This window comes from Cupriavidus oxalaticus (assembly GCF_038900635.1).
Taxonomy (GTDB): domain Bacteria; phylum Pseudomonadota; class Gammaproteobacteria; order Burkholderiales; family Burkholderiaceae; genus Cupriavidus; species Cupriavidus oxalaticus_B.
The window spans coordinates 72,855-96,513 of the sequence record NZ_JAYMRX010000026.1; the positions used below are offsets into that span (position 1 = coordinate 72,855).

The following is a 23,659-nucleotide window of genomic DNA, read 5'->3' on the forward strand; positions in this document are numbered from 1 at the left end:
TATATAGAGAGCGCCGCGGTTCTCGCCATCGGCGCAACCATCAACGCAGCTTCAGCGTCGACAACCCGATCAGCACCAACAGCATGGTGATGATCCAGAAGCGCACCGTGACCTGCGTTTCCTTCCAGCCGCCCAGCTCGAAATGGTGGTGCAACGGCGCCATCCGGAACAGCCGCCTGCCCTCGCCATAACGGCGCTTGGTGATCTTGAACCACGTGACCTGCGCCATCACCGACAGCGTTTCCACCACGAAAATGCCGCCCATCACGAACAGCACGATCTCCTGGCGCACGATCACCGCCACCGTGCCCAGGGCGCCGCCGAGCGCCAACGCGCCCACGTCGCCCATGAACACCTGTGCCGGGTGCGCGTTGAACCAGAGGAAGGCCAGCCCCGCCCCGGCCAGCGCCGAGCAGAAGATCAGCAGCTCGCCCGCGCCCGGGATGTGCGGGAACAGCAGGTACTTGCTGTAGACCGAGCTGCCCATCACGTAGGCAAACACGCCCAGGCCGCCGCCGACCAGCACCACCGGCATGATCACCAGCCCGTCCAGGCCGTCGGTCAGGTTCACCGCGTTGCTCGAGCCCACGATCACGAGGTAGGTCAGCACGATGAAGCCGGCCACGCCCAGCGGATAGCTGACCTCCTTGAAGAAGGGCACGATCAGGTTGGACTTGTACGGCATGTCGAGCGACAGCCCGCCCTCGACCCAGTTCAGGAACAGCTCCCAGACCCGCACATTGCTGCCTTCGGACACCGAGAACGCCAGGTAGACCGCGGCCACCAGGCCGATCAGCGTCTGCCAGAAAAACTTTTCGCGGCTCGACATGCCGCGCGGATCGCGATAGACCACCTTGCGGTAGTCGTCGACCCAGCCGATGGCGCCGTAGCCGAACGTGACCAGCATCACCACCCAGATAAAGCGGTTGCCCCAGTCGCACCACAGCAGCGTCGAGATGGCGATCGACACCAGCACCAGCACGCCGCCCATGGTCGGCGTGCCGGACTTGACCAGGTGCGTCTGCGGACCGATGGTGCGCACCGCCTGGCCGACCTTCAGCTCGGTCAGCTTGCGGATCACCCACGGACCGAACGTCAGGCCGATCAGCAGCGCGGTGAGGTTGGCCATCACCGCGCGGAAAGTCAGATAGTTGACGACCCGGAGGAAGCTGTAGTCGTTTTGCAGCCACTGGGCCAGAGCCAATAACATCGTGTTGTCTTCGTTAATGTGCGGAAGTGTCTGCGACCAGCGCAGCGACCATCCGTTCCATGCGCATGAAGCGCGATCCCTTCACCAGCATGGCGCCCGCTTGTGCCACCATGCCCCCGCTGTCTTCCTCCAAGGCTGTTGCCAGGTCTTCCGCGCTGCCGAAGTGGCGGCCGTTGGCGCCGAACGCCCGCACCGCGTGCACGGCCAGCTCGCCCGTTGCCCACAGCGTGTCGATGCCGCGCGCCCGCGCGTAGGCGCCGATTTCTTCGTGGAACGGTGGCCCCTGGTCGCCGACCTCGCCCATGTCGCCCAGCACCAGCACGCGCGGCGCGGCAAAGCCGGCCAGCACGTCGATGGCGGCGCGCATGGAATCGGGGTTGGCGTTGTAGGTGTCGTCGATGACCACCGTGCCGCCCGGCGTGTACTTCACCTGCAGGCGGCCCTTGACCGCCTGGAAGCCGGCCAGCCCCGTCTGGATCGCCGGCACGTGGACGCCCGCGGCCAGCGCGCAGGCGATCGCCGCCAACGCGTTGCGCACGTTGTGCTCGCCCAGCAGCGCGAGCCTGACTTCAAACGCATGGCCCGGCGCGCGCACTTGCAATACCTGCGCACCGTCGACCAGTGCCATGGTGGCGTGCACATCCGCGCGCTGTGAGGTGCCGAACGACAGCGCCCGGCGCGCACCGGCGGTCTCGCGCCAGACCGGCGCATAGGCACCGCCGCTTTCCTCGTCAAGCGGGAACACCGCCACGCCGTCCGCCGGCAGCGCCGCGAGCGCGGCCGCGTGCTCGTGCGCCACGGCTTCCACGCTGACCATGAATTCCTGGTGCTCGCGCTGCGCGTTGGTAATGACCGCCACGGTGGGCTGGGCGATGCCGGCCAGGTAGACGGTCTCGCCCGGATGGTTCATGCCGAGCTCCAGCACCGCCAGCTTGTGCGTGGCGCGCAGGCGCAGCACCGTCAGCGGCAGGCCGATGTCGTTGTTCAGGTTGCCACCGGTGGCCAGGCGCTGGTCCTCGCCCACCGCCGCGGCGAAGATCGCCGCGATCATTTCCTTGACCGTGGTCTTGCCATTGCTGCCGGTCACCGCCACCGCGGGCAGCGTGAACCGGCGGCGCCAGCCCGCGCCCAGCTCGCCCAGCGCGATGCGGGTGTCGGGGGCGACGATGGCCGGCACGCCGGCATCGACTTCACGGCTCACCAGCACCGCCGCGGCGCCTTTGGCCACCACGTCGGCGATGAAATCATGCGCGTCGAAGCGCTCGCCCTTCAGCGCGACGAACAGGTCACCGGGCCCGACGGCACGGCTGTCGGTCTGCACGCGCGAGAACGCAGCGGCGCCGTCGCCGGACACGCGCGCGCCGGCGATCCAGCCGGCGGCGTCCTGCAAGGTGGTCATGGTGGTGTGGCTCATGCCGATACTCCACGGGTGGCAAGCGCCAGGCGGACATGCTCGCGGTCGGAAAACGGGCGCTTGCGCCCCTGGATCTCCTGGGTGGCCTCGTGGCCCTTGCCTGCCACCAGCACCACGTCGGCCGGAGCCGCGTGCCGGATGGCGTAAAGGATGGCGGCGGCGCGATCCTCGATCTGGCGGCCACGGGCGCGGTCCGCCATGCCGTCGGAGATCGCGTCAAGGATCTCCTGCGGGTCCTCGCTGCGCGGGTTGTCGCTGGTCAGGATGACGTCGTCGGCCAGGCGCTCGGCCACCGCGCCCATTAGCGGGCGCTTGATCGGGTCGCGATCGCCGCCGCAGCCGAACACGCACCACAGCCGGCCATGGCGCGCCTGCGCCACCGGGCGCAGCGCGGCCAGCGTCTGTTCCAGTGCGTCGGGGGTGTGGGCGTAGTCGACCACGGCCAGCGGACCCAGCGCGGCATCGCCACCGTGGGCGCCGAACAGCTCCATGCGGCCCTCGACCGGCGTCAGCGCGCGCAGCGCGGCCAGCGCAGCATCCCACGCCACGCCGTTGGCCAGCGCCGCGCCCAGCACCGCCAGCAGGTTGCTGACGTTGAAGGCGCCGATCATGGGCGTCGACATCTCGGCGCTGCCGAAATTGCTGTCGATATGGAAGGCGGTGCCGTTGGGCGTAGCGCGCACGTTGGTGGCGCGCAGCCATTCGCCGCGCGGGCGGCGCACCGTGGCGGCGCCGGGCCCGTCGATCCCGTATTCGATCACGTGCGGCGCGGCGATCGCGGCCGCGTCCGCCGCCAGCAGCCGCTGGCCCATGGCGTCGTCGCGGTTGACCACCGCGGTGCGCAGGCCGTCCCACTGGAACAGGCGCTCCTTGGCGGCCTCGTACTCGGCCATCGAGCCGTGGTAGTCGAGGTGGTCCTGCGTCAGGTTGGTCAGCACCGCCACCGAGAAATGCGTGCCGGCCACGCGCTCCTGCTCGAGGCCGTGCGAGGACACTTCCATCGCCACGGCACGCGCGCCGGCATCGTGCAGCGCCGCCAGGCTGGCCTGCAACTGCACCGCGTCGGGCGTGGTGAAGCCGGTGGCCTGCAGGGCGCCGGGGAAGCCGGTGCCGAGCGTGCCCACGGTCGCGCACGGCGTGCCCGCGGCCTGCAGCACGCGCGCCAGCCACTGGCTGCACGAGGTCTTGCCGTTGGTGCCGGTAATGCCGGTCACGGCCAGGCCGCGCACCGGGTTGCCGTGCCAGCCGGCCGCGATCGGGCCGGCCAGCTGATGCAGGTTGCTGACCGCCAGATGCGGCACGACATCGCCGAACGGCCAGTCGAAGCCTTCGGCCTCATAGACGATGGCGCCGGCGCCGGCCGCGATGGCCTGCTGGATATAGGGTCGCCCGTCGGTGGCCAGGCGCTCGTTGCCGAGCACGTAGGCAAAGAACACGTCGCCGCGCGCCAGCCGGCGGCTATCGCCGGTCAGCTGCGCCGAAGCGGCCACGTTGGTACGCAGCCAGGCCAGCGCATTGCTGGCCTGGGTGGTCACCTCGAGCGGGAGCAAGGGCTTGGCCGTCATTGGGTCGCGCTCCACGGTTCGCTTTCCGGCACCTTGTCGCTGACCACCAGCTGGCGGATCGGCGAATCGGGCTGGACATTCAGTGCGCGCAGCGTGCCGCCGGTGATGGCGGCGAACGCCGGGCCGGCCACCAGGCCGCCGTAGTGGCTGCCGGCGGTGGGCTCGTCGACGCTGACGGCGACGATGATGCGCGGGTTGGACATCGGCGCCAGGCCGATGAACGAGGCGCGGTACTTGCTGCGGTTATAGCCGCGGCCTTCGTGCTTGTAGGCGGTGCCGGTCTTGCCGCCGACGCGGTAGCCCATCACCTGCGCCTCGGGCGCGGTGCCGCCGGGCGCGGTCACGGTTTCCATCATGGCGCGCACGTCGCGCGCCACCTGCGGCGACAGGATGCGCTCGCCGGTGGCCGGGCCGTTGGTGCGGAACATGGTGACCGGGATCAGTTCCCCGTCGTGCGCGAAGATGGTGTAGGCATGCGCCATCTGGAACAGCGACACCGACAGGCCGTAGCCGTACGACATGGTGGCCTGCTCGATCGGACGCCAGCTCTTGAACGGGCGCACGCGCCCCGCCACCGCGCCGGGGAAGCCGATCTTGGGCGCCTGGCCCAGGCCGATGCTGGTGTACATGTCCCACATCTCGTGCGGCTTCATCAGCATCGCGATCTTGGTCGTGCCGATGTTGGACGACTTCTGTATCACGCCGGTGACGGTGAGCGCGCCGTAGTTGTGGGTATCGGTGATGGTGGCGCCTTCGAACTGGTACTTGCCGGTGGTGGTAATCACCGTCGACGGCGTCACGCGCTTGAGCTGCAGCGCCAGCCCCACGGTGATCGGCTTCATCATCGAGCCAGGCTCGAAGGTGTCGGTCAGCACGCGGTTGCGCAGCTGCTCGCCCGACAGCCGGGTGCGATCGTTGGGGTTGTAGGTGGGCCAGTTGGCCAGCGCCAGCACCTCGCCGGTCTGGGCGTCGAGCACCACCGCGCTGGCGGCCTTGGCCTTGTGCTTGTCGACCACGGCCTTGAGTTCGTTGTAGGCCAGGTACTGGATCTTGGCGTCGATCGACAGCTGGATGTCCTCGCCGTCGCGCGGGGTCTTCAGGATGCCGATGTCCTCGACCACGCGGCCGAGGCGGTCCTTGATCACCTGGCGCGCACCGGGGCGGCCGGCCAGCCCGGTTTCGCGCGCCAGCTCCACGCCTTCCTGGCCGCGGTCCTCGACGTTGGTGAAGCCGACGATATGCGCCATCGCCTCCCCTTCCGGGTAGAAGCGCTTGTACTCGCGGGTCTGGTGGATGCCGTCGATCTTGAGCGCGGCGATCTTGTCGGCGACGTCGGGCAGCACCTGGCGCTTCAGGTAGACAAAGCCCTTGTCCTCCGACAGCTTCTTGCCGAGGTCCTTCTCGGACATGCCCAGCAGCCTGGCCAGCTGGCGGATCTTGGCCAGCTCGACCTGGTTCGGGACATCCTCGGGCACCGCCCAGATCGCCTTGACCGGCAGGCTGGTGGCCAGCACCAGGCCGTTGCGGTCGAGAATCTTGCCGCGCGTGGCCGGCAGCTCCAGCGTGCGCTGGAAGCGCTTCTTGCCCTCGGCCTCGTAGAACTGGTTGCCCGGACCCTGGATCCACGCGGCGCGCAGCGCCAACGCGACAAAGGCCGCGAACATCAGGAACACCACGAGCTTGGAGCGCCACATCGGCAGGCGCAGCCCCAGCACCGGGCTGGCCGAGAACTGGCCGCTGCGCGGGCGCGACGGGGTGCCGCTGCCGTTGCGGCCGGGCGGGTTGGGTCGGGCCATGCTCATTGGCGCGCCTCCGCCTCGCTGGCCGGCGCGGGCTGCGCCGGGGGCAGCACGATGCCCGACAGGTACTGGGTCTTGCCGGGGTTCGCCGGCGCCATCTTCAGCTGCGCGCGCGCCGCATCGGCGATGCGCGCGCTCTTGCCGAGCGAGCTCTGCTGGTACTGCAGGCGCGCCCAGTCGATGTCGAGCTGGCGTTCTTCTGCCTGCGCCCGCTCCAGCGCCACGAACAGCGTGCGCGCCTGGTGCTGCGCGCTCACCAGCGAGAGCGCGCACAGGATCAGCGCGGCCAGCAGGAAGAAGGTCAGGCGGTTCATGCGCGCGCGCCTCCGCCGGCCGGAGCCAGTTTCTCGGCCACGCGCATCACGGCCGAGCGCGCGCGCGGATTGGCGGCGATCTCTTCGGCGCCGGGCTTGGAGCGTCCGAGCAGGCGCAGCGTGGGCTGCGGCAAGTCGGCCGCGCGCAGCGGCGCGCGGCGCAGGGCCGGATCGGCATCCTGCTGGGGACGGGCGTGCGCCGCCATGAACCGCTTGACGATGCGGTCCTCCAGCGAATGGAAGCTGATCACCACCAGGCGTCCCCCTACCTGCAACAGGTCATACGCCGCCTTCAGACCTCTTTCGAGGTCCTCAAGCTCTTGATTGACGTGAATCCGTAGAGCCTGAAAGGTGCGGGTCGCAGGGTCCTGGCCCTTCTCGCGTGTTTTGACGGCTTTCGCCACGAGCGCGGCAAGGTCGGCAGTAGTGGCGATGGGTCCGCCATCGCCGGGTTCGCGCCGGCGAGCAACAATCGCCTTTGCAATCTGTACAGCAAACCGTTCTTCCCCATAGTCTCGTATCACCCTGGCAATGTCCTGCTCATCCGCCTGCGCCAGCCACTGGGCGGCGGTGATGCCGCGCGTGGTGTCCATGCGCATGTCCAGCGGGCCCTCGAAACGAAAGGAAAACCCCCTCGCCGCCTCATCGATCTGGGGCGAGCTGATCCCCAGGTCGAGCAGCACGCCGGCCACGTGGCCGCGCCCGGCCAGGCGCTCTGCCATGTCCGCAAAGCTGGCGTGCTCAATGGAGAAGCGGGCATCCCCGATGGTGCCCGCTTCTGCGATTGCTGCTGGGTCCTTGTCGAACGCGACCAGGGCCCCGTCTGGCCCCAGCCGGGCCAGCACCGCCCGGCTGTGCCCTCCCCTGCCGAAGGTGCCGTCCACGTAAACGCCGCCCGGGCGCCAGACCAGGGCGTCGACGGCCTCGTCCAGCAGCACGGTGCGATGACGCAGGGCGGGGGTTGCCGGCGTTCCGGTAGGACTCATGACCTCTTCAGAAAGAGAAATTTTTCAATGCTTCGGGCATACCTTGCGCCATCGCCTGCTGTTCCTTGGCGGCGTAGGTCGCGGCATCCCACACTTCGAAATGGCTGCCCATGCCGAGCAGCATGACCTCTTTGTCGAGCATGGCGGCACTGCGCAGCTCCGGTGCGATCAGCACCCGGCCCGCGCCGTCCATTTCCACGTCGGCGGCGTTGCCCAGGAAGATGCGCTTCCACCAGTGCGCATCCATCGGCAGCGCTGCAATGCGCGTGCGGAAGGTTTCCCACTCGGGCCGGGGAAACAGCAGCAGGCAGCCATCCGGGTGCTTGGTCAGCGTCACCCGGCCCTCGGCCTGCTGTTGCAGCGCCTCGCGGTGCCTGGACGGAATGGACATCCGCCCCTTGGCATCCAGCGACAGCGCCGATGCTCCCTGAAACAAGCTCGCTCCCGGTCCCTGCCCGCTGCCGGTGACCCCTGGCGGCTGGCAATCGCGTGAATCCCTCTGTTTCCGACTGTGACGAAATCATCCCACGGTCGGTTCGCAATTTCACACAAAAATACACTTCCTCACACTATTTCCCACTTTAGAGGAAGCGATTTGGGCGGTCAAGGCTCGCTGCAGGGCAGCAAACCAGATTTTTCGAATCAGAACAATGACTTAGCGCGCACACCTCACGCACCGTGAAAGTGAATCCTTAATGAAATGAAGATCTTAGGGAGGAAAGCAGAGAAACCACCTGAGAACTGCGGGAGGAGGACTGCCGGCGGCGGGGGGAACGACCGTCCCGCAACCCGAGGGAAGGATACAACAATCGCCCGCCAGCGCCGGAAAATCAAGGGCGGGCGGACCACCGCGAGCGCGCGGCCATGAGGCCGGGCGCACGGACGCCGCGCTTCAGATGCGGTACGCCGCGGTGGTCATCACGCGCGAGGCGCCGCGCATCAGCGCACGCACCGGCGCGGGCAGCGGGATGCCGCCGGCATCGCGGGCGGCATCGCCATGGCGGATCTCGTCGTCGCGCATCTGCTCGAGGATGGCGCGCGAGCGGCCGTCAGCTTCAGGCAGACGGTCCAGGTGGCCGCCGAGATGGTGCTCGACCTGGCGCTCGGTCTCGGCCACGAAGCCGAGGCTGATCTTGTCGCCGGCGCGGCCTGCGACCCAGCCGATCGCGAACGCGCCGGCATACCACAGCGGATTCAGCAGGCTCGGGCGCGAACCCAGTTCGCGCAGGCGCTCGGCGCACCAGGCCAGGTGGTCTTCTTCCTCGCGCGCGGCGGCATCCATCTGCGCGCGCACTGCCGCGTTGCGCGCGGTCAGTTTCTGCGCCTGGTACAGGGCCTGGGCGCAAACCTCGCCGACATGGTTGATGCGCATCAACCCGGCCACGTGGCGCCGCTCTTCGGCGCTCATCTGTTCGGTGTCCGGCGTCAGTTGGTCGGCCGGGTTGGCGCGCGCGGAGCGGGTTGCCCCCGCAATGGCGCGCAGTGCCACGTCGAATTCTTTGATCAGGGTATCCATGTCGCGCAAGCGGATTGATCTTCTGGCTCCCGAGGCCCCGCCATGGTGGGGTACGCGCGGTAGCGCGGCCCACGGACGACCGCATCGGGATTACCCGCATTGTAGCTTGCCTCTAATTCACGCCATCCCGCGCCACGCCTTGCCTTGATGCGGCCCGCTAGTCAGAAACCCTGAGTTGTTAAAACCAGACAAGGGGGTTGCGCCCGACTGGTGAACGAAAAGTTGTTTGTTACAGTACTTCGCAACTTCCAAGGAAGTTTGACGCATGGGGGATGGAGACCAACAGGAGGTTCCCCCGGCCCGTCACCAATAATTCTTACAGTGGAGATCAACGAGCATGAAGAAATCGCTTCTGGCGCTGGCAGCGCTTGGCGCATTTGCTGGGGCGGCGCAGGCCCAATCGAGCGTCACGCTCTACGGTGTGGTGGATGCCAACATCGAGTACGTGAGCAATATGTCGAGCGTCACCCCGTCGTCCGCCAACGGCTTTGCCACCGGCCCGTCTGAAAACCTGTTCCGACTGACCTCCGGCGGCCTGTCCGGCTCGCGTTGGGGCCTGCGCGGCGTGGAAGACCTGGGCAGCGGCCTGAAAGCCTTGTTCGTGCTCGAAAGCGGTTTCGGCCTCGATGATGGCCGCTCGCAGCAAGGCGGCCGCCTCTTCGGTCGTCAGGCTTATGTCGGCCTGGAAAGCGCCCAGGCTGGCCGCTTCACCTTCGGTCGCCAGTACACCACGATGTTCGACCTGATGGCCAACTTCTCGCCGACCGGCTATGCGACCCAGTACGAACCGGTGGTGGCGCAACTGGGCCTGAACTTCCGTTCGGACAACACCGCCAAGTACACCGGCAAGTTTGGTCCGGTGACCGCCATCGCCCACTGGTCGTTCGGCAACGGCGTCGCCGGCGGCGGCGAAGTCCCGGGCCAGTTCCGCCGCGACACCGGCTACGGTGCAGGCGTGTCATGGGCAGCCGGCCCGTTCGGCATCAGCGGCGCCTATGACCAGTACAACCCGACCCTGAACGCCGCAGGCGGTACCGGGGAATTCAAGAAGGCCGCGGTCGCCGCCAGCTATGCCTTTGGCCCGGCCAAGCTGATGGCCGGCTATCGCTGGGGCATGAGCAAGGCGCCGAACGAGAATACGATCCTGAAGGACAACTACTACTGGGTCGGCGCCAACTACCAGGTCACCCCGGCACTGGGCCTGACGCTCGCGTACTACTACGACGACGTCAAGAACTTCAACCCGGCCGCCACCGGCGCCACCAACAACATCAAGAACCCCTGGCAGATCTCGTTTGTCGCGGACTACAACCTGTCCAAGCGTACTGACGTGTACCTGACCACCGCCTTCTCGAAGAACGCCGGCCTGAACTTCGACACCTCGGCGATCAGCTTCGCCAATGGTTACTTCCTGGGTACCGGCGAAGACAAGATGGTCGGCGTCGCCCTGGGCATCCGCCACAAGTTCTGATCGCCAGCCTCACCGGCCGATCGTTCAAAAGGCACCTGCGGGTGCCTTTTTTCATGGGCGGCGAGCCGCGCCTTGCGCTTAGGGCATCACCCCATCGGCGTGCCGATTGCTGCCAACTAGAATTCACTGACCATGCCACCGCCCGGCAACACGAGGCGGCTACACCAGGAGACCACGTATGCAACCCAAACGCCGGCGCGTCGTCGCGCTGCTGCTGTCCGCCAGCCTAGGTACGCTCGCCGCGCCGGCGGCAGTCGCCGCCGATCCGTATCCGTCCAAGCCGATCCGCCTGGTCGTGCCATTCGCCGCCGGCGGCACCACCGATATCCTGGCCCGCGCCGTCGCCGCCGAGCTGGCCAAGCTGCCTGGCTGGAACGTGGTGGTGGACAACAAACCCGGCGCGGGCGGCAATATCGGCGCCGATATCGTCGCCAAGGCAGCGCCGGACGGCTATACGCTGCTGATGGGCACGGTCGGCACCCACGGCATCAACCAGTCGCTGTACGGCAAGCTGCCGTTCGACCCGATCAAGGACTTTGCACCCATCACCGAAGTGGCGGCGGTGCCGAACGTCCTGGTAGTCAACCCGGCCTTCGCGCAGCAGAACAAGATCGACAGCGTCAAGGACCTGATTACCTACGCGCGTGCCAACCCGGGCAAGCTGAACATGGCTTCCAGCGGCAACGGCACCTCGATCCACCTGGCCGGCGAGCTGTTCAAGACGCAGACCAAGACCTTCATGGTCCATTTCCCGTACAAGGGCAGCGGGCCGGCGCTGACTGACCTGACCGGCGGCACCATGCAGGTGATGTTCGACAACCTGCCCTCGTCGATGGCGCTGATCAAGGCCGGCAAGCTCAAGGCGCTGGCCGTGACCAGCGCCAAGCCCTCGCCGGCACTGCCGGGCGTGCCCACCATCGCGCAGGCGGCCGGCCTGCCGCAGTATGAGGCCAGTTCCTGGTTCGGCATGCTGGCACCTGCCGGGACACCGCCGGAAATCATCCACCGCATCCAGCAGGAAGTGGCCAAGGCGCTCGGCGCCCCCGCGGTGCGCGAACGCCTGCAGGCACAGGGCGCCGAACCGGTCGGCAACACGCCGGAGCAGTTCGCCGCGCTGATCCGCGCCGAAACCACCAAATGGGCCAGGGTGGTCAAGGATTCGGGCGCCAAGGTCGATTGACGGCGCTTTGATCGCCGGCAGCGGCGACGGTCCGCATCACGCATATACTTGAGGCATCAAATGTTGGCCGCCGGCCCTAATCCGGCGGCCGCTGGCGGCGTTCGCCGCACACCCGCGCACCTTGCACTGAAGATGCCAAACCTGTCCCCTGCCGCCGGCGCCGAGAACGCGCCGGTCGACCTTGAAACCCGTGCCGACCAGACCGAGCACGAAGACCTGCGGCTATGGCTGCGGCTGCTGACCTGCACCAACCTGATCGAAGGCGACATCCGCTCGCGGCTGCGGCAGGAATTTGCCTGCACGCTGCCGCGCTTCGACCTGATGGCCCAGCTCGACCGCCACCCCGAAGGGCTGAAGATGGGCGAGCTGTCGCGCCGCATGATGGTCACTGGCGGCAATGTCACCGGCATTACCGACCAGCTGCAGCAGGAAGGGCTGGTCTCGCGCGAGGCGCTGCCCACTGACCGGCGCGCCTACCTGATCCGCCTGACGCCGGCCGGACGCGCGGCATTCTCGCGCATGGCGCGCGCGCATGAGGACTGGATCGGGCAACTGTTCGCGGGGCTGGCCGAAACCGACCGGCGCGCGCTGTTCCGACTACTCGGCAGGCTCAAGAATGGCCTGATCTCGCCATGAAGACGCTACCCTACCTCACGCTGTGCGGCCTGCTGCCGCTCCTGGCCGCGTGCAGCAGCACGCCGCAACCGCCGCAGGTGACACCAGTGAACGCCACCATCAAGCTCGGCCGCGTGACCGAGAAGACATTCCTGACGCGGATGGACGTTGCGCAGGCGCCCGCTTACTACGGCAGCGGTACCAGCGTCGGCGTCGGTGCCGCGGGTGGCGGCGGCGGCGGTGGGGTGGGTGTCGGCTTTGCCTTCGACCTGACCCGGCTGTTCAGTCGCCCGGCGCCGGTGCAGCAGATCGACCTGTTCCAGTACAAGGTGAGGACCACGGAAGGCGCGCTCGTATCGGCCAATGCGCCGTCGATACCGGGTATGGAGCCGGGCGCGTGCGTGCGGGTGATCTACCTGGACGGCAGTCCGGAGCCAAGGCTGGCGCCGTCGAACGAATGCTGAGCCGCCGAGCGCGGCAAGACAAACGGCCTCCGTCGCGGAGGCCGTTCTCGTTTGCGCAGGCGCTGGCGCTCAGGCCGCCTTGCGGCTGTCGCGCAGTTCGCGGCGCAGGATCTTGCCGACGTTGGTCTTGGGCAACTCAGTGCGGAACTCCACGTACTTCGGCCGCTTGTAGCCGGTCAGCCGCTCCTTGCAGAACTCGATCACGTCCGCCTCGGTCAGCGCCGGGTCCTGCTTGACCACGAACAGCTTGACCACCTCGCCCGAGTGCGTGTCGGGCACGCCCACCGCGGCCACTTCCAGCACGCCAGGGCACTCGGCCACCACGCCTTCGACTTCGTTCGGGTACACGTTGAAGCCCGACACCAGAATCATGTCTTTCTTGCGATCGACGATCCTGGTGTAGCCGCGTTCGTCCATCACGCCGATGTCGCCGGTCTTGAAGAAGCCGTCGGCGGTCATGACCTTGGCGGTCTCGTCCGGACGGTTCCAGTAGCCCGCCATCACCTGCGGGCCGCGGATGCAGATCTCGCCCGGCTGGCCCAGCGGCAGGTCCTTGCCATCGTCGTCGCGGATCACCACTTCGGTCGACGGCAGCGGCATGCCGATGGTGCCGGAGAACGCATTGGTGTCGGTCGGGTTGCAGGTGGCCGACGGCGAGGTCTCGGACAGGCCGTAGCCCTCGATGATCGGGCAGCCGGTCTTGTCCAGCCACTTCTTGGCCACCGCTTCCTGCACCGCCATGCCGCCGCCATTGGCCACGCGCAGGCCGGAGAAGTCGACCTTGGCGATCTCCGGGTTGTTGATCAGCGCGTTGTACAGCGTGTTGACCGCCGGGAACATGTGGAACTTGTACTTCTGCAATTCCTTGATAAAGCCCGGGATATCGCGCGGGTTGGGGATCAGCACGCTCATGCCGCCGCTGCGCATCCCCAGCAGGCAGCAGACCGTAAGCGCGAAGATGTGGTAAAGCGGCAGCGCGGTGATGGTGACGATCTGGTCGATATGGCTGTCCTTGGCCAGCGCCGGCTGCATCCAGGCCTCGGACTGCAGCACGTTGGCGACCACGTTACGGTGCAGCAGCACCGCGCCCTTGCTCACGCCGGTGGTGCCGCCGGTGTATTGCAGGAAGGCGATGTCGTCGGGTCCGGTGGTCGCCGGCTGCAGCGCGAGCTTGCTGCCTTCGGCCAGCACGCTGTTGAAGCGCACGCAGTTGGGCAGCTCCCACGCCGGTACCATCTTCTTGACGTTGCGCACCACAAAATTGACGATCGTGCCCTTCAGTCCGCCGAGCATGTCGCCCATGGTGGCGACCACCACGTGCTTGACCGGCGTGCGGGCCAGCACCTGCTGCAGCGTAGCGGCGAAGTTCTCCAGGATGACAATGGCCTCGGCGCCGCTGTCCTTGAGCTGGTGCTCCAGTTCACGCGGGGTGTAAAGCGGATTGACGTTGACCACGACAAAGCCGGCGCGCAGCACCGCGGCCAGCACCACCGGATACTGCAGCACGTTCGGCATCATGATTGCCACGCGCGCGCCGGGACGCAGCCCGCGCGACTGCAGCCACGCGGCGAAGCGCGCGGACATCTGGTCGAGTTCGCCGTAGGTGATGGCCTTGTCCATGCAGACGAAGGCCTTGCGGTCGGCATAGGTGCGGAAAGACGCTTCGAGCAGCTGGGCAAGCGTACGAAACTGGCTGGCATCAATCTCGGCGGGGACGCCGGCCGGGTAGTGTTTCAGCCAAATCCTGTCCATAGCACCGTCTCCTGAATTTCTGAATGATCGTTCGATTTTTCCGAGATGCTAAACGGGCGCCCCGGTTAAAACAACAACTTAGACGAAGTCCTCGGGGACATTGCAAGACGCAACGCGTCCCTTACGGGCATTATGCGCCACCGGTGCCGCGGCGGCAGCGGGATAACCCCTAGGACGGCAAGATCAAGCGCCGCCGGGCAGCACCAGCTTCATCATGTTGGTGGCGAGTTCGCGCGCAAGCGCCTCGTCATCCATCCGGCCCGGCTGGTGCCACGTGTACATGAAGCCGACCACGCTGCCGATCGCATGCGCCGTCACGCGCGCATCGCCAAAGGCAAACACGCCCTCGCGCTTGCCCTCTTCCAGCAACGCATACAGGTCGCGGTAGAAGCCGCGCGCCATGCTGTCGAGCCATTCCACCGTATCGGGGCGCAGGTACTGGTTGTCGCGAAAGCTGAGCGTCGCGGGCACGTGGCAGGCCACGCAGCGGCGCGCCATTTCGAGCAGGCAGGCATGCAGGCGCTCGCGCACCGGCAGCGCCGGGTCGGCGGTCTCGCGGATCACGGGCAGGCAGGTCTGCGCCGACTCGCGGCACAGGATGTCGAAGATCTCGTACTTGTCGGTGAAGTAGTAGTAGACCGCCGGCTTGGTCACGCCCAGCGCGCGGCACAGGTCATTCATGGTCATGCCGGGATAGCCCTTGGTATAGAAGAGCTGCGCGGCGGTATCCAGGATCTGGCGGCGGCGCGCTTCCTGGCGCTCGGCGATATGCACGCGCGCCGGCACGGACTCGGGCGCAACGTCTGAGGGGGCGGGTCTCGGTACGGTCGACATGATCGCAATTCTCGCATGGCGGAATGGGGCGGCGATCCGGCGCATTGACGCAAGCGCGGGATCGCCATAGCATCTTACCCATCGGTATATAAAGCTACCAGCAGGTACATACCCGCGCGGCGGCCTGCCGCTGCCGCCGATGATGCAGGCGCCGCGCTACGCGCCTGAGCCGGAAGACCGCGCCATCGACCTGCTGCCGGCCATCGCCGCCAGGGGGAGAGGGAGCAAACCATTGCCGAGGGGCCAAGGCCTGCAACATGACGCTCCATAGACTCCTGATCGCCAATCGCGGCGAAATTGCCATCCGCATCGCGCGCGCCGCTGCGGCCATGGGCATGCCCAGTGTTGCCGTGTACAGCGAGGACGACCGCGACGCGCTGCACGTGCGCAAGGCCGACGCCGCCGTGGCACTGCCGGGCAGCGGCCCGCGCGCCTACCTCGACATCGATGCCGTGGTCGACGCCGCGCGCCGCGCCGGCTGCGGCATGGTGCACCCCGGCTACGGCTTCCTGTCGGAGAACGCCGACTTCGCGCAGGCCTGCCTCGAGGCCGGGCTAGTATTTGCCGGCCCCGCCCCTGACGTGCTGCGCCTGTTCGGCGACAAGGCCCGCGCCCGTGCGCTGGCACGCGAGCATGGCGTGCCTGTGGTGCCTGGCACCACCGGGCCGACCACGCTGGCGCAGGCGCATGCCTTCTTCAGCCGGCTGGACCGCGGCGCCGGCATGATGATCAAGGCGCTTGCCGGCGGCGGCGGGCGCGGCATGCGCGCGGTGCACGACGCGAACGCGATCGACGAAGCCTATGCACGCTGCGTCTCCGAAGCCACGGCTGCCTTCGGCAACGGCGCAGTCTACGTCGAGCGCATCGTCGCCGCGCCGCGCCATGTCGAGATCCAGGTGGTGGCCGATGCCGACGGCCGCGTGCTGACGCTTGGGGAGCGCGAGTGCAGCCTGCAGCGGCGGCACCAGAAACTGGTCGAAGTCGCCCCCAGCCCGTCGCTCGATGACGCGCTGCGCTCGCGCCTGGCCGAAGCGGCCGCCACGCTCGCACGCGCCGCGGCGTACCGCGGCCTCGGCACCTTCGAGTTCCTGGTGGAAGACGCGGCGTTCTGGTTCATGGAGGCCAATCCGCGCCTGCAGGTCGAGCACACCGTCACCGAGATGGTGACAGGCGTCGACCTGGTCCAGGCCCAGCTGGCCATCGCCGCCGGCGCCAGCCTTGCTGACCTGGGGCTGCTGCAGGCGCCCGCGCCGCGCGGGGTGGCGGTGCAGTTGCGCATCAACGCCGAGCATCTCGATGCGCAGGGACAGTTGCGCCCGGCCAGCGGCACGCTGAGCGCATTCGAGCCGCCCAACGGTCCGGGCGTGCGCGTCGACAGCGCGGGCTTTGCCGGCATGAGCGCAAACCCGCGCTTCGACTCGCTGCTGGCCAAGCTTATCGTGCACGAACCCGGCGGCGACTACGCGCGCGCACTGGCGATCGGCTACCGCGCGCTGTGCGAGTTCCGCATCGAAGGCATCGACACCAACCGGTGCCTGCTGCAGGACCTGCTGCAACTGGACGACGTGCGCCGCAACGCCGTCCATACGCAGTACCTGGACCAGGCGCTGGCGGCACTGGCCGGTGCCGGCGGCGACCATCCAGTCCTCCACGCCCCGCCATCCCTCGCCGTCGCGCCGCCGGATGACGACGCCTTTGCCGACATCCCCGACGACGCCATCGCGGTCGCCGCCACCATGGACGGCGCGCTCGCCGCGGTCCACGTGCGCGAGGGCGATACCGTGCGCCGCGGCCAGCCGCTGGCGATCATCGAATCCATGAAGATGGAGCACCCGCTCGAGGCGCCGGCGGCCGGCACCGTGCTGCGCGTGCTCGCCGGCGCGGGCGCGACACTGCGCGCCGGGGCGCCGGTGCTGGTGCTGGTGCTGGCGCCGGGCGACGATGGCGGCCACGCGGCCGAAGCCGGTGCGGCGGTCGACCTCGACCACATCCGCGCCGACCTGCGCGAAACACTGGAGCGCCACGCCCTCGGCCACGACGCGGCCCGCGCGCAGGCCGTCGCCAGACGCCACGCGCAGGGTGGCCAAACCGCGCGCGAGAATATCGCGCAGCTGTGCGACGACGGCTCCTTTATCGAGTACGGCGCCCTTGCCATCGCCGCGCAACGCCAGCGCCGCAGCGTCGATGACCTGGTGCGCAGCACGCCCGCCGACGGTATCGTCACCGGCATCGGCACCGTCAACGGGGCGCGCCTCCCGCAGGCCGACACGCGCTGCATGGTGCTTGCCTACGACTACACCGTGCTGGCCGGCACGCAGGGCTTCTACGGCCACAAGAAGCTGGACCGGATGCTGGCGCTGGCACGCCAGTGGCAGTTGCCGGTGGTGCTGTTCGCCGAAGGCGGCGGCGGCCGTCCGGGCGACACCGACATGCCGGTGGTGGCGGGCCTCGACTGCACCTCGTTCATCCAGCTGGCGCGGTTGTCGGGACACGTGCCGCTGGTCGGCATCGTCTCCGGGCGCTGCTTTGCCGGCAATGCGGCGCTGCTCGGCTGCACCGACGTCATCATCGCCACGCGCAGCGCCACCATCGGCATGGGCGGCCCGGCGATGATCGAAGGCGGCGGGCTGGGCGTGTACGCGCCCGAGGAAGTGGGACCGGCCAGCGTGCAGGCGCCTAACGGCGTGATCGATGTGCTGGTCGACGACGAACCGGCAGCAGTGGACGCCGCGCAGCGCTACCTGTCCTACTTCCAGGGCGACGCGCATGGCTGGCACGCCGCGGACCCGCGCCACCTGCGCCACGCCATCCCCGAGAACCGGCTGCGCAGCTATGACATGCGCGCGGTGATCGCGGCGCTTGCCGATACGGACTCGGTGCTTGAACTGCGCGCGGCGTTCGGCACCGGCATCATCACTGCGCTGATCCGCGTGGAGGGCCGCGCCTTCGGCTGCATCGCCAACAACCCGCGCCATCTCGGCGGCGCCATCGACAGCGCCGCCGCCGACAAGGCCGCGCGCTTCATGCAGCTGTGCGATGCACATGGCCTGCCCATTGTCTCGCTGTGCGACACCCCGGGCTTCATGGTTGGGCCGCAGGCCGAGAAGAGCGCGACGGTACGGCATGTGTCGCGCCTGTTCGTCACCGCGGGCGCTCTGCGCGTGCCGTTCTTTACCGTGGTGCTGCGCAAGGGATATGGGCTGGGCGCGCAGGGCATGGTCGGCGGCAGCTTCGCGGCACCCTTCTTCACCGTGGCCTGGCCCAGCGGGGAGTTCGGCGCGATGGGTATCGAGGGATCGATCCGGCTCGGCTTCCGCAAGGAACTGGAGGCCGTATCCGACCCTGACGAACGCGAGGCGCTGTTTGCGCGCATGGTCGATGACGCCTACCAGCGCGGCCGCGCGCTCAACATGGCGAGCCACCTGGAGATCGACGCCGTCATCGACCCCGCCGACACGCGCCGCTGGCTGTTGCGCGGGCTGGCCTCGGTGCCGCCAGGCAGTATTGGCCGCCAGCCCGAGGGAAAACGGCGCTTTATCGATACCTGGTAGCCGTCAGTTTGTCCCGGCCGCCTTGCCGCTCGCGGTCAGCGTATCGACGCGGGTAGCGGGCGGCGCCAGCCGCCGCAGCGCGGCCTCGCGCTCGCCGGCCGGCAGGGCGCCGATGCGGCCGGCTTCGGCATAGAAGCGGCGCCAATCGCCATCGCACTGCGCCAGCAGCGCGGTAAAGGCCGGCACCCACTGCTGGTACGTCGCCACCGCCGCCAGGTGGGCATTGGTCAGCGGCTGGTCGAACCAGCGGTCATAGCCGCTGTAGTTGCCCCACTCCACCTTGAGCCGAGCGTATTGCTCGCGCATGTCGGCGAAGATCCGGGCCTTGCCCTCGCGCTTGGCTTCGTCGTCCAGCGGCGTCTGGTACAGCGCCGCCAGCCGGTCGCGCGTGCCGAGCAGCAGCGCGCGGAACTGCTGGCGGCGCGCGTCGTACTGGCGATAGCTGGCGCGCGCGTCCTCCGATGCATCCTCGGCCAGCCAGCGCTCCACGCCGGCGGCTTCCACGGCGGTGGCAAAGGACTCGTTGAAGGCGGTGTCGTTGCGCACGTAGACCACCTGGTGCGCCAGTTCGTGGAAGATCAGCCGCGCCAGCTCGCCCTCCGGCAGGTAGACGAAAGTATTGAGCAGCGGGTCGTCGAAATAGCCTAGCGTCGAATACGCGGGGATGCCCGCCACGTACGCTTCGAGGCCGTCGCGTCGCAGGGACTGCGCGTACTGCTCGGCATCGGCCTGCGCATAGTAGCCCCGGTAGCTGATGCAGCCGACGATGGGGAAGCACCACTTGCGCAGCTCCATCGACAGCTCGGGCGTGGCAAACACGCTCCAGACCACATAGGGCCGGTGCAGGTTGGCATAGCGGCGGTAGCTGCCGTTGTCGGGCAGCTTCAGCTCGCGCGACGCGTAGTCGCGGATGCGGCCGGCCAGCGCCAGCCGTTGCGCCAGGCGCGCGTCGTTGGCATCGCGCGCGCTGGCGATGGCGTCGTGGAGCGGCTGCGCCTGCGCCATCACGCCGAGGTGGCCGCCGATCGACTGCGCGTAGTAGCCCACGGTTTCGCATCCGGCCGTGAGCAGCGCCAGGGCCGTCATGACCGCCGCCGCCAGGATTGCCGCCCCGCGCCGGCGGCCGGGCCGCGGGCCGTGCCGGGTATTCATGCCGGCTGGACTGCCCCTTCCGTGCAGGCCTCGACCTGCACCAGGCAGTCATAGAACACCGGCGCCCGGCCCAGGTCGGTCAGGCGCTGGCTGGTCAGTTCGTTGGCGTTCTTGCCGTCCGACGCCAGCTTTTTCCACCAGATCGACAGGCCCACCACCAGCCCGCGCCGGGCGCGGTCGGTCACGCGGGCGCGCGCCAGCATGCTGCCGCGGTCGTTGAAGACGCGCACCATGGCGCCGTGCACGATGCCGCGCCCGGCGGCGTCGGCCGGGTGGATGTCCAGGTGCGGCTCGCCCTCGGTGGCGCGCAGGCTGTCGACATTGACGAAGGAGCTGTTCAGGAAGTTGCGCGCCGGCGGCGAGATCATCGCCAGCGGGTAGCGCGCCGCGAGTTCCGGCGCGGTCGCCGGGGACTCGTACTGCGGCACGTAGTCAGGCAGCGGGTCGAAGCCGTCGCGGGCCATCGGCTCGGAGTAGAACTGGCACTTGCCCGAGTCGGTCGGAAAGCCGCCGTCGGCGAACGGTGCCGGCGCGAGCGCCAGCTTCTGCCAGCCCTGCTCCTTCAGCGACGCCCAGCTGATGCCGGCGGCACGCGCATCGCCCGGAAGGATTGCCTGCGCGGCGATATCGTCGTCGCTGTCGGCGAAGCACGGCTCGGCAAAGCCCATGTGCTGCGCCAGCCGGCGGAAGATCTCCGTGTTTGGCAGCGCCTCGCCCATCGGCGCGATCGCCGCGTTGTTGGCCAGGAAATAGGTGTGGCCGTAGGCCTTGTGCACGTCGGTGTGCTCCAGCTGCGTGGTGGCTGGCAGCAGGATATCGGCGTAGTCGGCGGTATCGGTGCGGAAGTGCTCCAGCACCACGGTGAACAGGTCTTCACGCGCAAAGCCTTCGGCCACCTTGACGGACTCCGGCGCCACCGCGACCGGGTTGCTGTTGTAGACCACCACCGCCTCGATGCGCGGCGCGCCGGGCGCGGGGTCGGCCAGCAGCGCATCGCCGATGGTGCTCATATTGACCAGGCGCGGCAGCTTCTCGGGCCCGCCCGGCAGCAGGTCGGGCCGTTGCAGCGCGGCGTCGTTGATCGGGAAGAAGCCCGAGGTCGACAGCTGCAGCCCGCCCGCGGCATGGCGCCACGCGCCCACCAGCGACGGCAGGCACGCCACCGCCCGCACCGCCTGGCCGCCGCCGTGCACGCGCTGCATGCCATAGTTCAGTCGGATCGCCACCGGCTGGCGCTCGCGTACCGCCAGCTGGCCATAGAGACCTGCCAGCCACTCGACATCTTCGACCGGGATGTCGCAGATCTCGGCCACGCGCGCCGGCGAATACGACTGGGCGCGATCGCGCAGTGCCTCGAAGCCCACCGTGTGGCGTTCGATGTAGTCATGGTCGAGCAGCCCGTCGCGGATCAGCACATGGATCATGCCCAGCGCCAGCGCGCCGTCGGTGCCGGGCATCGGCGCGATATGGCGGTGGCATTTCTCGGCACTCAGCGAGCGGTAGGGATCGATCGCCACCAGCGTGGCGCCGCGCCGCTTGGCTTCCTGCGCACGCGTCCAGAAATGCAGGTTGGAAGCGATCGGGTTGCCGCCCCAGATGATCACCAGCTTCGCATCGGCCACGTGCTCCATGTCCATGCCGACGCTGGCGCCATAGGTATAGCGCAACGCGGTGGCGCCGGCGCTGGCGCAGATGGTGCGGTCCAGCCGCGATGCGCCCAGCTTGTGGAAGAAGCGCGCGGCCATGCTCTCGCCTTGCACCAGGCCCATGGTGCCGGCATAGCTATACGGCACGATGGCCTGCGGATCGCGCGCGGCGGTGGCCTGCAGGCGCGTGGCGATAGTGTCGAGCGCTTCGTCCCAGGAGATCGGCGCGAACTTGCCCTCGCCCTTCCTGCCGATGCGCTTCATCGGCGTCAGCAGGCGGTCGGGATGGTAGGTGCGTTCGGTGTAGCGCGATACCTTGGTGCACAGCACGCCCTGCGTGCCGGGGTGATCAGGATCGCCGGCCACCTTGACGGCGCGGCCGTCCTCGACGGTGACGAGCAAGGCACAGGTGTCGGGGCAATCATGCGGGCAGGCGGCGCGGACAATGCGGGAAGCCATGGGATCTCCGGGGGGCTGGCGGTCTGTCGTTATCTTTCGTTCGGTCGGAACGTGAGGTTTATGGCGCGGCTGCCGCGGGTCGCGGGCCGGCGCTGCGGCGCGTCCCCGTCCGTGCGGGGCGATGGCGGGGAGTATCTCGATCGGATTGTATTCGATATGATGTGCCGGCGCGCGGCCGGCACCACGCTGGCAGCGCGCTTGCCGTCCAATGCCGGCGCAGACCGGCCCATGGCGGCGAACGGGTAACCGAACCAAATTTTTGCGGGGGTTTATGTTTTTCCGATCCGGGGTCAAGGGCCGGCTTGCCGGCCTGCTGGTGGCGTGCGCCATCGGCACGGGCGGCGCATCCGGCGCAGCCATCGCCAGCACTGCCACATCCGAAACCGGCGTCACCGCCGATACCATCCTGCTGGGGCAATCGGCCGCGCTGACCGGGCCAGCCGCGTCGCTCGGCAAGCAGATGAATGCGGGCGCACGGCTCTATTTCGACCACATCAACCAGCAAGGCGGCATTTTTGGCCGCAAGATCCGGCTCGAGGCGCTGGACGACTACTACGAGCCCGAGCCTGCCGCCAAGAACACACGGAAGCTGATCGAGGAAGAGCGCGTCTTCGCGCTGTTCGGCTACGTCGGCACGCCCACCAGCCAGGCCGCGCTGCCGCTGGCGATACAGGCCAGGGTGCCGTTCTTTGGCCCGTACACCGGCGCGCGCTCGGTGCGCGAGCCGCGCAGCCGCTATGTCTTCCATGTCCGCGCCGGCTACAGCGACGAGGCCACGGCGATCCTGCGCCAGATCCAGACCACCGGCCTGAAGCGCGTGGCCGTGGTCTACAACGACGATGCCTACGGCAAGGCCGAGCTGGAGGAGCTGGAACGCGCACTGAAGGGCGCCACCGACAGCGGCGTGCAGCTGGTCGCGCGCGAAGCCGTGGTCCGCAATACGGTGGAAATCGGTGACGCCATGCAGGGTGTGCTCAAGGCCAGCCCGGACACCGTGGTGATGATCAGCGCGTATCGCACGGCCGGCGCCTTCGTCAAGGAAGCGCTGCGGCGCGGCTACAACGGGCAGTTCTACAACGTCTCGTTCGTCGGCACGCAGGCGCTGGCCAACGAGGTCGGCGCGAAAGGCAGCGGCGTGATCATCTCGCAGGTGATGCCGCACCCCGGCAATGCGACGCTGCCTGTGGTGCGCGAATACCTGCGCCTGCTGCAGGCCGCGGGCAAGCCGAACGAGTTCGACTATGCCAGCATCGAGGGCTACATCGCGGCAAAGGCCTTTACCGAAGGACTGCGCCGCGCGGGCAAGGACCTGACGCGCGAGAAGCTGGTGACGGCGCTGGAATCGATGCGCAGCGTTGACCTGGGCGGATTCATCGTCAACTTCACGTCGGAAAACCATGTGGGGTCCCGGTTCGTTGAGATGACGGTCATCAATTCGAAGGGGCAGGTGATCCGGTAAGTTTTCCAGCTACGCCTGTTTTCTCCCCTCTCCCTCTGGGAGAGGGGCGGGGGAGAGGGCCGGCGTGTCCACGTAGCGAGGCGCTATCGTGCTTGCCATGCGCCTGCCCTCTCCCCCAACCCCTCTCCCGCAAGCGGGCGAGGGGCTGTAGTGGTCTAATTTCCTCGGACAGGTCGATAGGAGGACAATCCCGAATCGACGAGGAAAAAAGCTAGATGACAAGAAGGCGCCGACAATTTGATGCCAGCTTCAAGCTGGAAGTGGTACGGATG

18 protein-coding genes are annotated in these 23,659 nt (G+C 68.1%); 6 read left to right on the top strand and 12 right to left on the bottom strand.

From position 1 onward, the window contains the following. Positions 1-40: 40 nt before the first annotated feature. The 8 genes from mraY to coq7 form a co-directional block, all read right to left on the bottom strand. Complete coding sequence (gene mraY / locus VSR71_RS29350) at positions 41-1,210, bottom strand: phospho-N-acetylmuramoyl-pentapeptide-transferase (RefSeq protein WP_209761228.1); 1,170 nt, start codon at positions 1,208-1,210, stop codon at positions 41-43. 13 nt (positions 1,211-1,223) lie between these two features. Continuing rightward, a complete protein-coding gene (locus VSR71_RS29355) occupies positions 1,224-2,624 on the bottom strand; it encodes a UDP-N-acetylmuramoyl-tripeptide--D-alanyl-D-alanine ligase (RefSeq protein WP_342917162.1) in 1,401 nt (466 codons plus the stop codon). Next, a complete protein-coding gene (locus VSR71_RS29360) occupies positions 2,621-4,189 on the bottom strand; it encodes a UDP-N-acetylmuramoyl-L-alanyl-D-glutamate--2,6-diaminopimelate ligase (protein WP_342917163.1) in 1,569 nt (522 codons plus the stop codon). Before VSR71_RS29360 ends, VSR71_RS29355 begins: the two co-directional genes overlap by 4 nt. After that, on the bottom strand, positions 4,186-5,991 hold the full coding sequence (locus tag VSR71_RS29365) for a penicillin-binding protein 2 (protein ID WP_342917164.1): 1,806 nt from the start codon (positions 5,989-5,991) through the stop codon (positions 4,186-4,188). The genes VSR71_RS29360 and VSR71_RS29365 overlap by 4 nt, the downstream gene beginning before the upstream one ends. Further along, on the bottom strand, positions 5,988-6,302 hold the full coding sequence (ftsL, locus tag VSR71_RS29370; protein ID WP_063241536.1) for a cell division protein FtsL: 315 nt from the start codon (positions 6,300-6,302) through the stop codon (positions 5,988-5,990). Before ftsL ends, VSR71_RS29365 begins: the two co-directional genes overlap by 4 nt. After that, positions 6,299-7,288 (bottom strand): 16S rRNA (cytosine(1402)-N(4))-methyltransferase RsmH, encoded by a 990-nt coding sequence (gene rsmH / locus VSR71_RS29375; RefSeq protein WP_133097987.1) that lies wholly within the window; start codon positions 7,286-7,288, stop codon positions 6,299-6,301. Before rsmH ends, ftsL begins: the two co-directional genes overlap by 4 nt. 7 nt (positions 7,289-7,295) lie before the next feature. Then, a complete protein-coding gene (mraZ, locus tag VSR71_RS29380) occupies positions 7,296-7,724 on the bottom strand; it encodes a division/cell wall cluster transcriptional repressor MraZ (protein ID WP_010814778.1) in 429 nt (142 codons plus the stop codon). A gap of 456 nt (positions 7,725-8,180) precedes the next feature. Further along, the gene (gene coq7, locus VSR71_RS29385; protein WP_342917165.1) at positions 8,181-8,804 is read right to left on the bottom strand and encodes a 2-polyprenyl-3-methyl-6-methoxy-1,4-benzoquinone monooxygenase; all 624 of its coding nucleotides are present in this window, start codon (positions 8,802-8,804) and stop codon (positions 8,181-8,183) included. A gap of 337 nt (positions 8,805-9,141) precedes the next feature. Here coq7 and VSR71_RS29390 point away from each other — a divergent pair, with 337 nt between their 5' ends. The 4 genes from VSR71_RS29390 to VSR71_RS29405 all read left to right on the top strand — a co-directional run bounded on the left by VSR71_RS29390 (position 9,142) and on the right by VSR71_RS29405 (position 12,534). Then, entirely contained in the window at positions 9,142-10,275 is a 1,134-nt protein-coding gene (locus VSR71_RS29390; RefSeq protein ID WP_342917166.1) for a porin, read from the top strand. A 178-nt stretch (positions 10,276-10,453) separates the two neighbouring features. Beyond that, entirely contained in the window at positions 10,454-11,455 is a 1,002-nt protein-coding gene (locus VSR71_RS29395) for a tripartite tricarboxylate transporter substrate binding protein (protein ID WP_342917167.1), read from the top strand. Between the two features lie 132 nt (positions 11,456-11,587). Further along, entirely contained in the window at positions 11,588-12,091 is a 504-nt protein-coding gene (locus VSR71_RS29400) for a MarR family winged helix-turn-helix transcriptional regulator (RefSeq protein ID WP_209761323.1), read from the top strand. Next, the gene (locus VSR71_RS29405; RefSeq protein ID WP_342917168.1) at positions 12,088-12,534 is read left to right on the top strand and encodes a hypothetical protein; all 447 of its coding nucleotides are present in this window, start codon (positions 12,088-12,090) and stop codon (positions 12,532-12,534) included. The genes VSR71_RS29400 and VSR71_RS29405 overlap by 4 nt, the downstream gene beginning before the upstream one ends. A 69-nt stretch (positions 12,535-12,603) precedes the next feature. On the opposite strand, the gene VSR71_RS29410 is transcribed toward VSR71_RS29405, so the two are convergent. Both VSR71_RS29410 and VSR71_RS29415 read right to left on the bottom strand, forming a co-directional pair. Then, a complete protein-coding gene (locus VSR71_RS29410) occupies positions 12,604-14,286 on the bottom strand; it encodes a long-chain fatty acid--CoA ligase (RefSeq protein ID WP_342917169.1) in 1,683 nt (560 codons plus the stop codon). A gap of 183 nt (positions 14,287-14,469) precedes the next feature. After that, entirely contained in the window at positions 14,470-15,120 is a 651-nt protein-coding gene (locus tag VSR71_RS29415; RefSeq protein WP_342917170.1) for a TetR/AcrR family transcriptional regulator, read from the bottom strand. 257 nt (positions 15,121-15,377) lie between these two features. Here VSR71_RS29415 and VSR71_RS29420 point away from each other — a divergent pair, with 257 nt between their 5' ends. Beyond that, entirely contained in the window at positions 15,378-18,671 is a 3,294-nt protein-coding gene (locus VSR71_RS29420) for an acetyl-CoA carboxylase family protein (protein WP_342917171.1), read from the top strand. Between the two features lie 3 nt (positions 18,672-18,674). On the opposite strand, the gene VSR71_RS29425 is transcribed toward VSR71_RS29420, so the two are convergent. After that, positions 18,675-19,823 (bottom strand): aminopeptidase, encoded by a 1,149-nt coding sequence (locus tag VSR71_RS29425; RefSeq protein WP_342917172.1) that lies wholly within the window; start codon positions 19,821-19,823, stop codon positions 18,675-18,677. After that, the gene (locus tag VSR71_RS29430) at positions 19,820-21,928 is read right to left on the bottom strand and encodes a molybdopterin oxidoreductase family protein (protein ID WP_342917173.1); all 2,109 of its coding nucleotides are present in this window, start codon (positions 21,926-21,928) and stop codon (positions 19,820-19,822) included. Before VSR71_RS29430 ends, VSR71_RS29425 begins: the two co-directional genes overlap by 4 nt. A 271-nt stretch (positions 21,929-22,199) precedes the next feature. On the opposite strand from VSR71_RS29430, the gene VSR71_RS29435 reads away from it, so the two are divergent. Continuing rightward, positions 22,200-23,387, top strand: a complete 1,188-nt coding sequence (locus VSR71_RS29435) for an ABC transporter substrate-binding protein (RefSeq protein ID WP_342917174.1) — start codon at positions 22,200-22,202, stop codon at positions 23,385-23,387. Positions 23,388-23,659: the final 272 nt, after the last annotated feature.

What these genes read in the sequence shown, in the direction of transcription:
- mraY (WP_209761228.1), bottom strand. Translation starts at nt 1,210, where the DNA reads ATGTTATTGGCTCTGGCCCAGTGGCTGCAAAACGACTACAGCTTCCTC.
- VSR71_RS29355 (WP_342917162.1), bottom strand. Translation starts at nt 2,624, where the DNA reads ATGAGCCACACCACCATGACCACCTTGCAGGACGCCGCCGGCTGGATC.
- VSR71_RS29360 (WP_342917163.1), bottom strand. Translation starts at nt 4,189, where the DNA reads ATGACGGCCAAGCCCTTGCTCCCGCTCGAGGTGACCACCCAGGCCAGC.
- VSR71_RS29365 (WP_342917164.1), bottom strand. Translation starts at nt 5,991, where the DNA reads ATGAGCATGGCCCGACCCAACCCGCCCGGCCGCAACGGCAGCGGCACC.
- ftsL (WP_063241536.1), bottom strand. Translation starts at nt 6,302, where the DNA reads ATGAACCGCCTGACCTTCTTCCTGCTGGCCGCGCTGATCCTGTGCGCG.
- rsmH (WP_133097987.1), bottom strand. Translation starts at nt 7,288, where the DNA reads ATGAGTCCTACCGGAACGCCGGCAACCCCCGCCCTGCGTCATCGCACC.
- coq7 (WP_342917165.1), bottom strand. Translation starts at nt 8,804, where the DNA reads ATGGATACCCTGATCAAAGAATTCGACGTGGCACTGCGCGCCATTGCG.
- VSR71_RS29390 (WP_342917166.1), top strand. Translation starts at nt 9,142, where the DNA reads ATGAAGAAATCGCTTCTGGCGCTGGCAGCGCTTGGCGCATTTGCTGGG.
- VSR71_RS29395 (WP_342917167.1), top strand. Translation starts at nt 10,454, where the DNA reads ATGCAACCCAAACGCCGGCGCGTCGTCGCGCTGCTGCTGTCCGCCAGC.
- VSR71_RS29400 (WP_209761323.1), top strand. Translation starts at nt 11,588, where the DNA reads ATGCCAAACCTGTCCCCTGCCGCCGGCGCCGAGAACGCGCCGGTCGAC.
- VSR71_RS29405 (WP_342917168.1), top strand. Translation starts at nt 12,088, where the DNA reads ATGAAGACGCTACCCTACCTCACGCTGTGCGGCCTGCTGCCGCTCCTG.
- VSR71_RS29410 (WP_342917169.1), bottom strand. Translation starts at nt 14,286, where the DNA reads ATGGACAGGATTTGGCTGAAACACTACCCGGCCGGCGTCCCCGCCGAG.
- VSR71_RS29415 (WP_342917170.1), bottom strand. Translation starts at nt 15,120, where the DNA reads ATGTCGACCGTACCGAGACCCGCCCCCTCAGACGTTGCGCCCGAGTCC.
- VSR71_RS29420 (WP_342917171.1), top strand. Translation starts at nt 15,378, where the DNA reads ATGACGCTCCATAGACTCCTGATCGCCAATCGCGGCGAAATTGCCATC.
- VSR71_RS29425 (WP_342917172.1), bottom strand. Translation starts at nt 19,823, where the DNA reads ATGAATACCCGGCACGGCCCGCGGCCCGGCCGCCGGCGCGGGGCGGCA.
- VSR71_RS29430 (WP_342917173.1), bottom strand. Translation starts at nt 21,928, where the DNA reads ATGGCTTCCCGCATTGTCCGCGCCGCCTGCCCGCATGATTGCCCCGAC.
- VSR71_RS29435 (WP_342917174.1), top strand. Translation starts at nt 22,200, where the DNA reads ATGTTTTTCCGATCCGGGGTCAAGGGCCGGCTTGCCGGCCTGCTGGTG.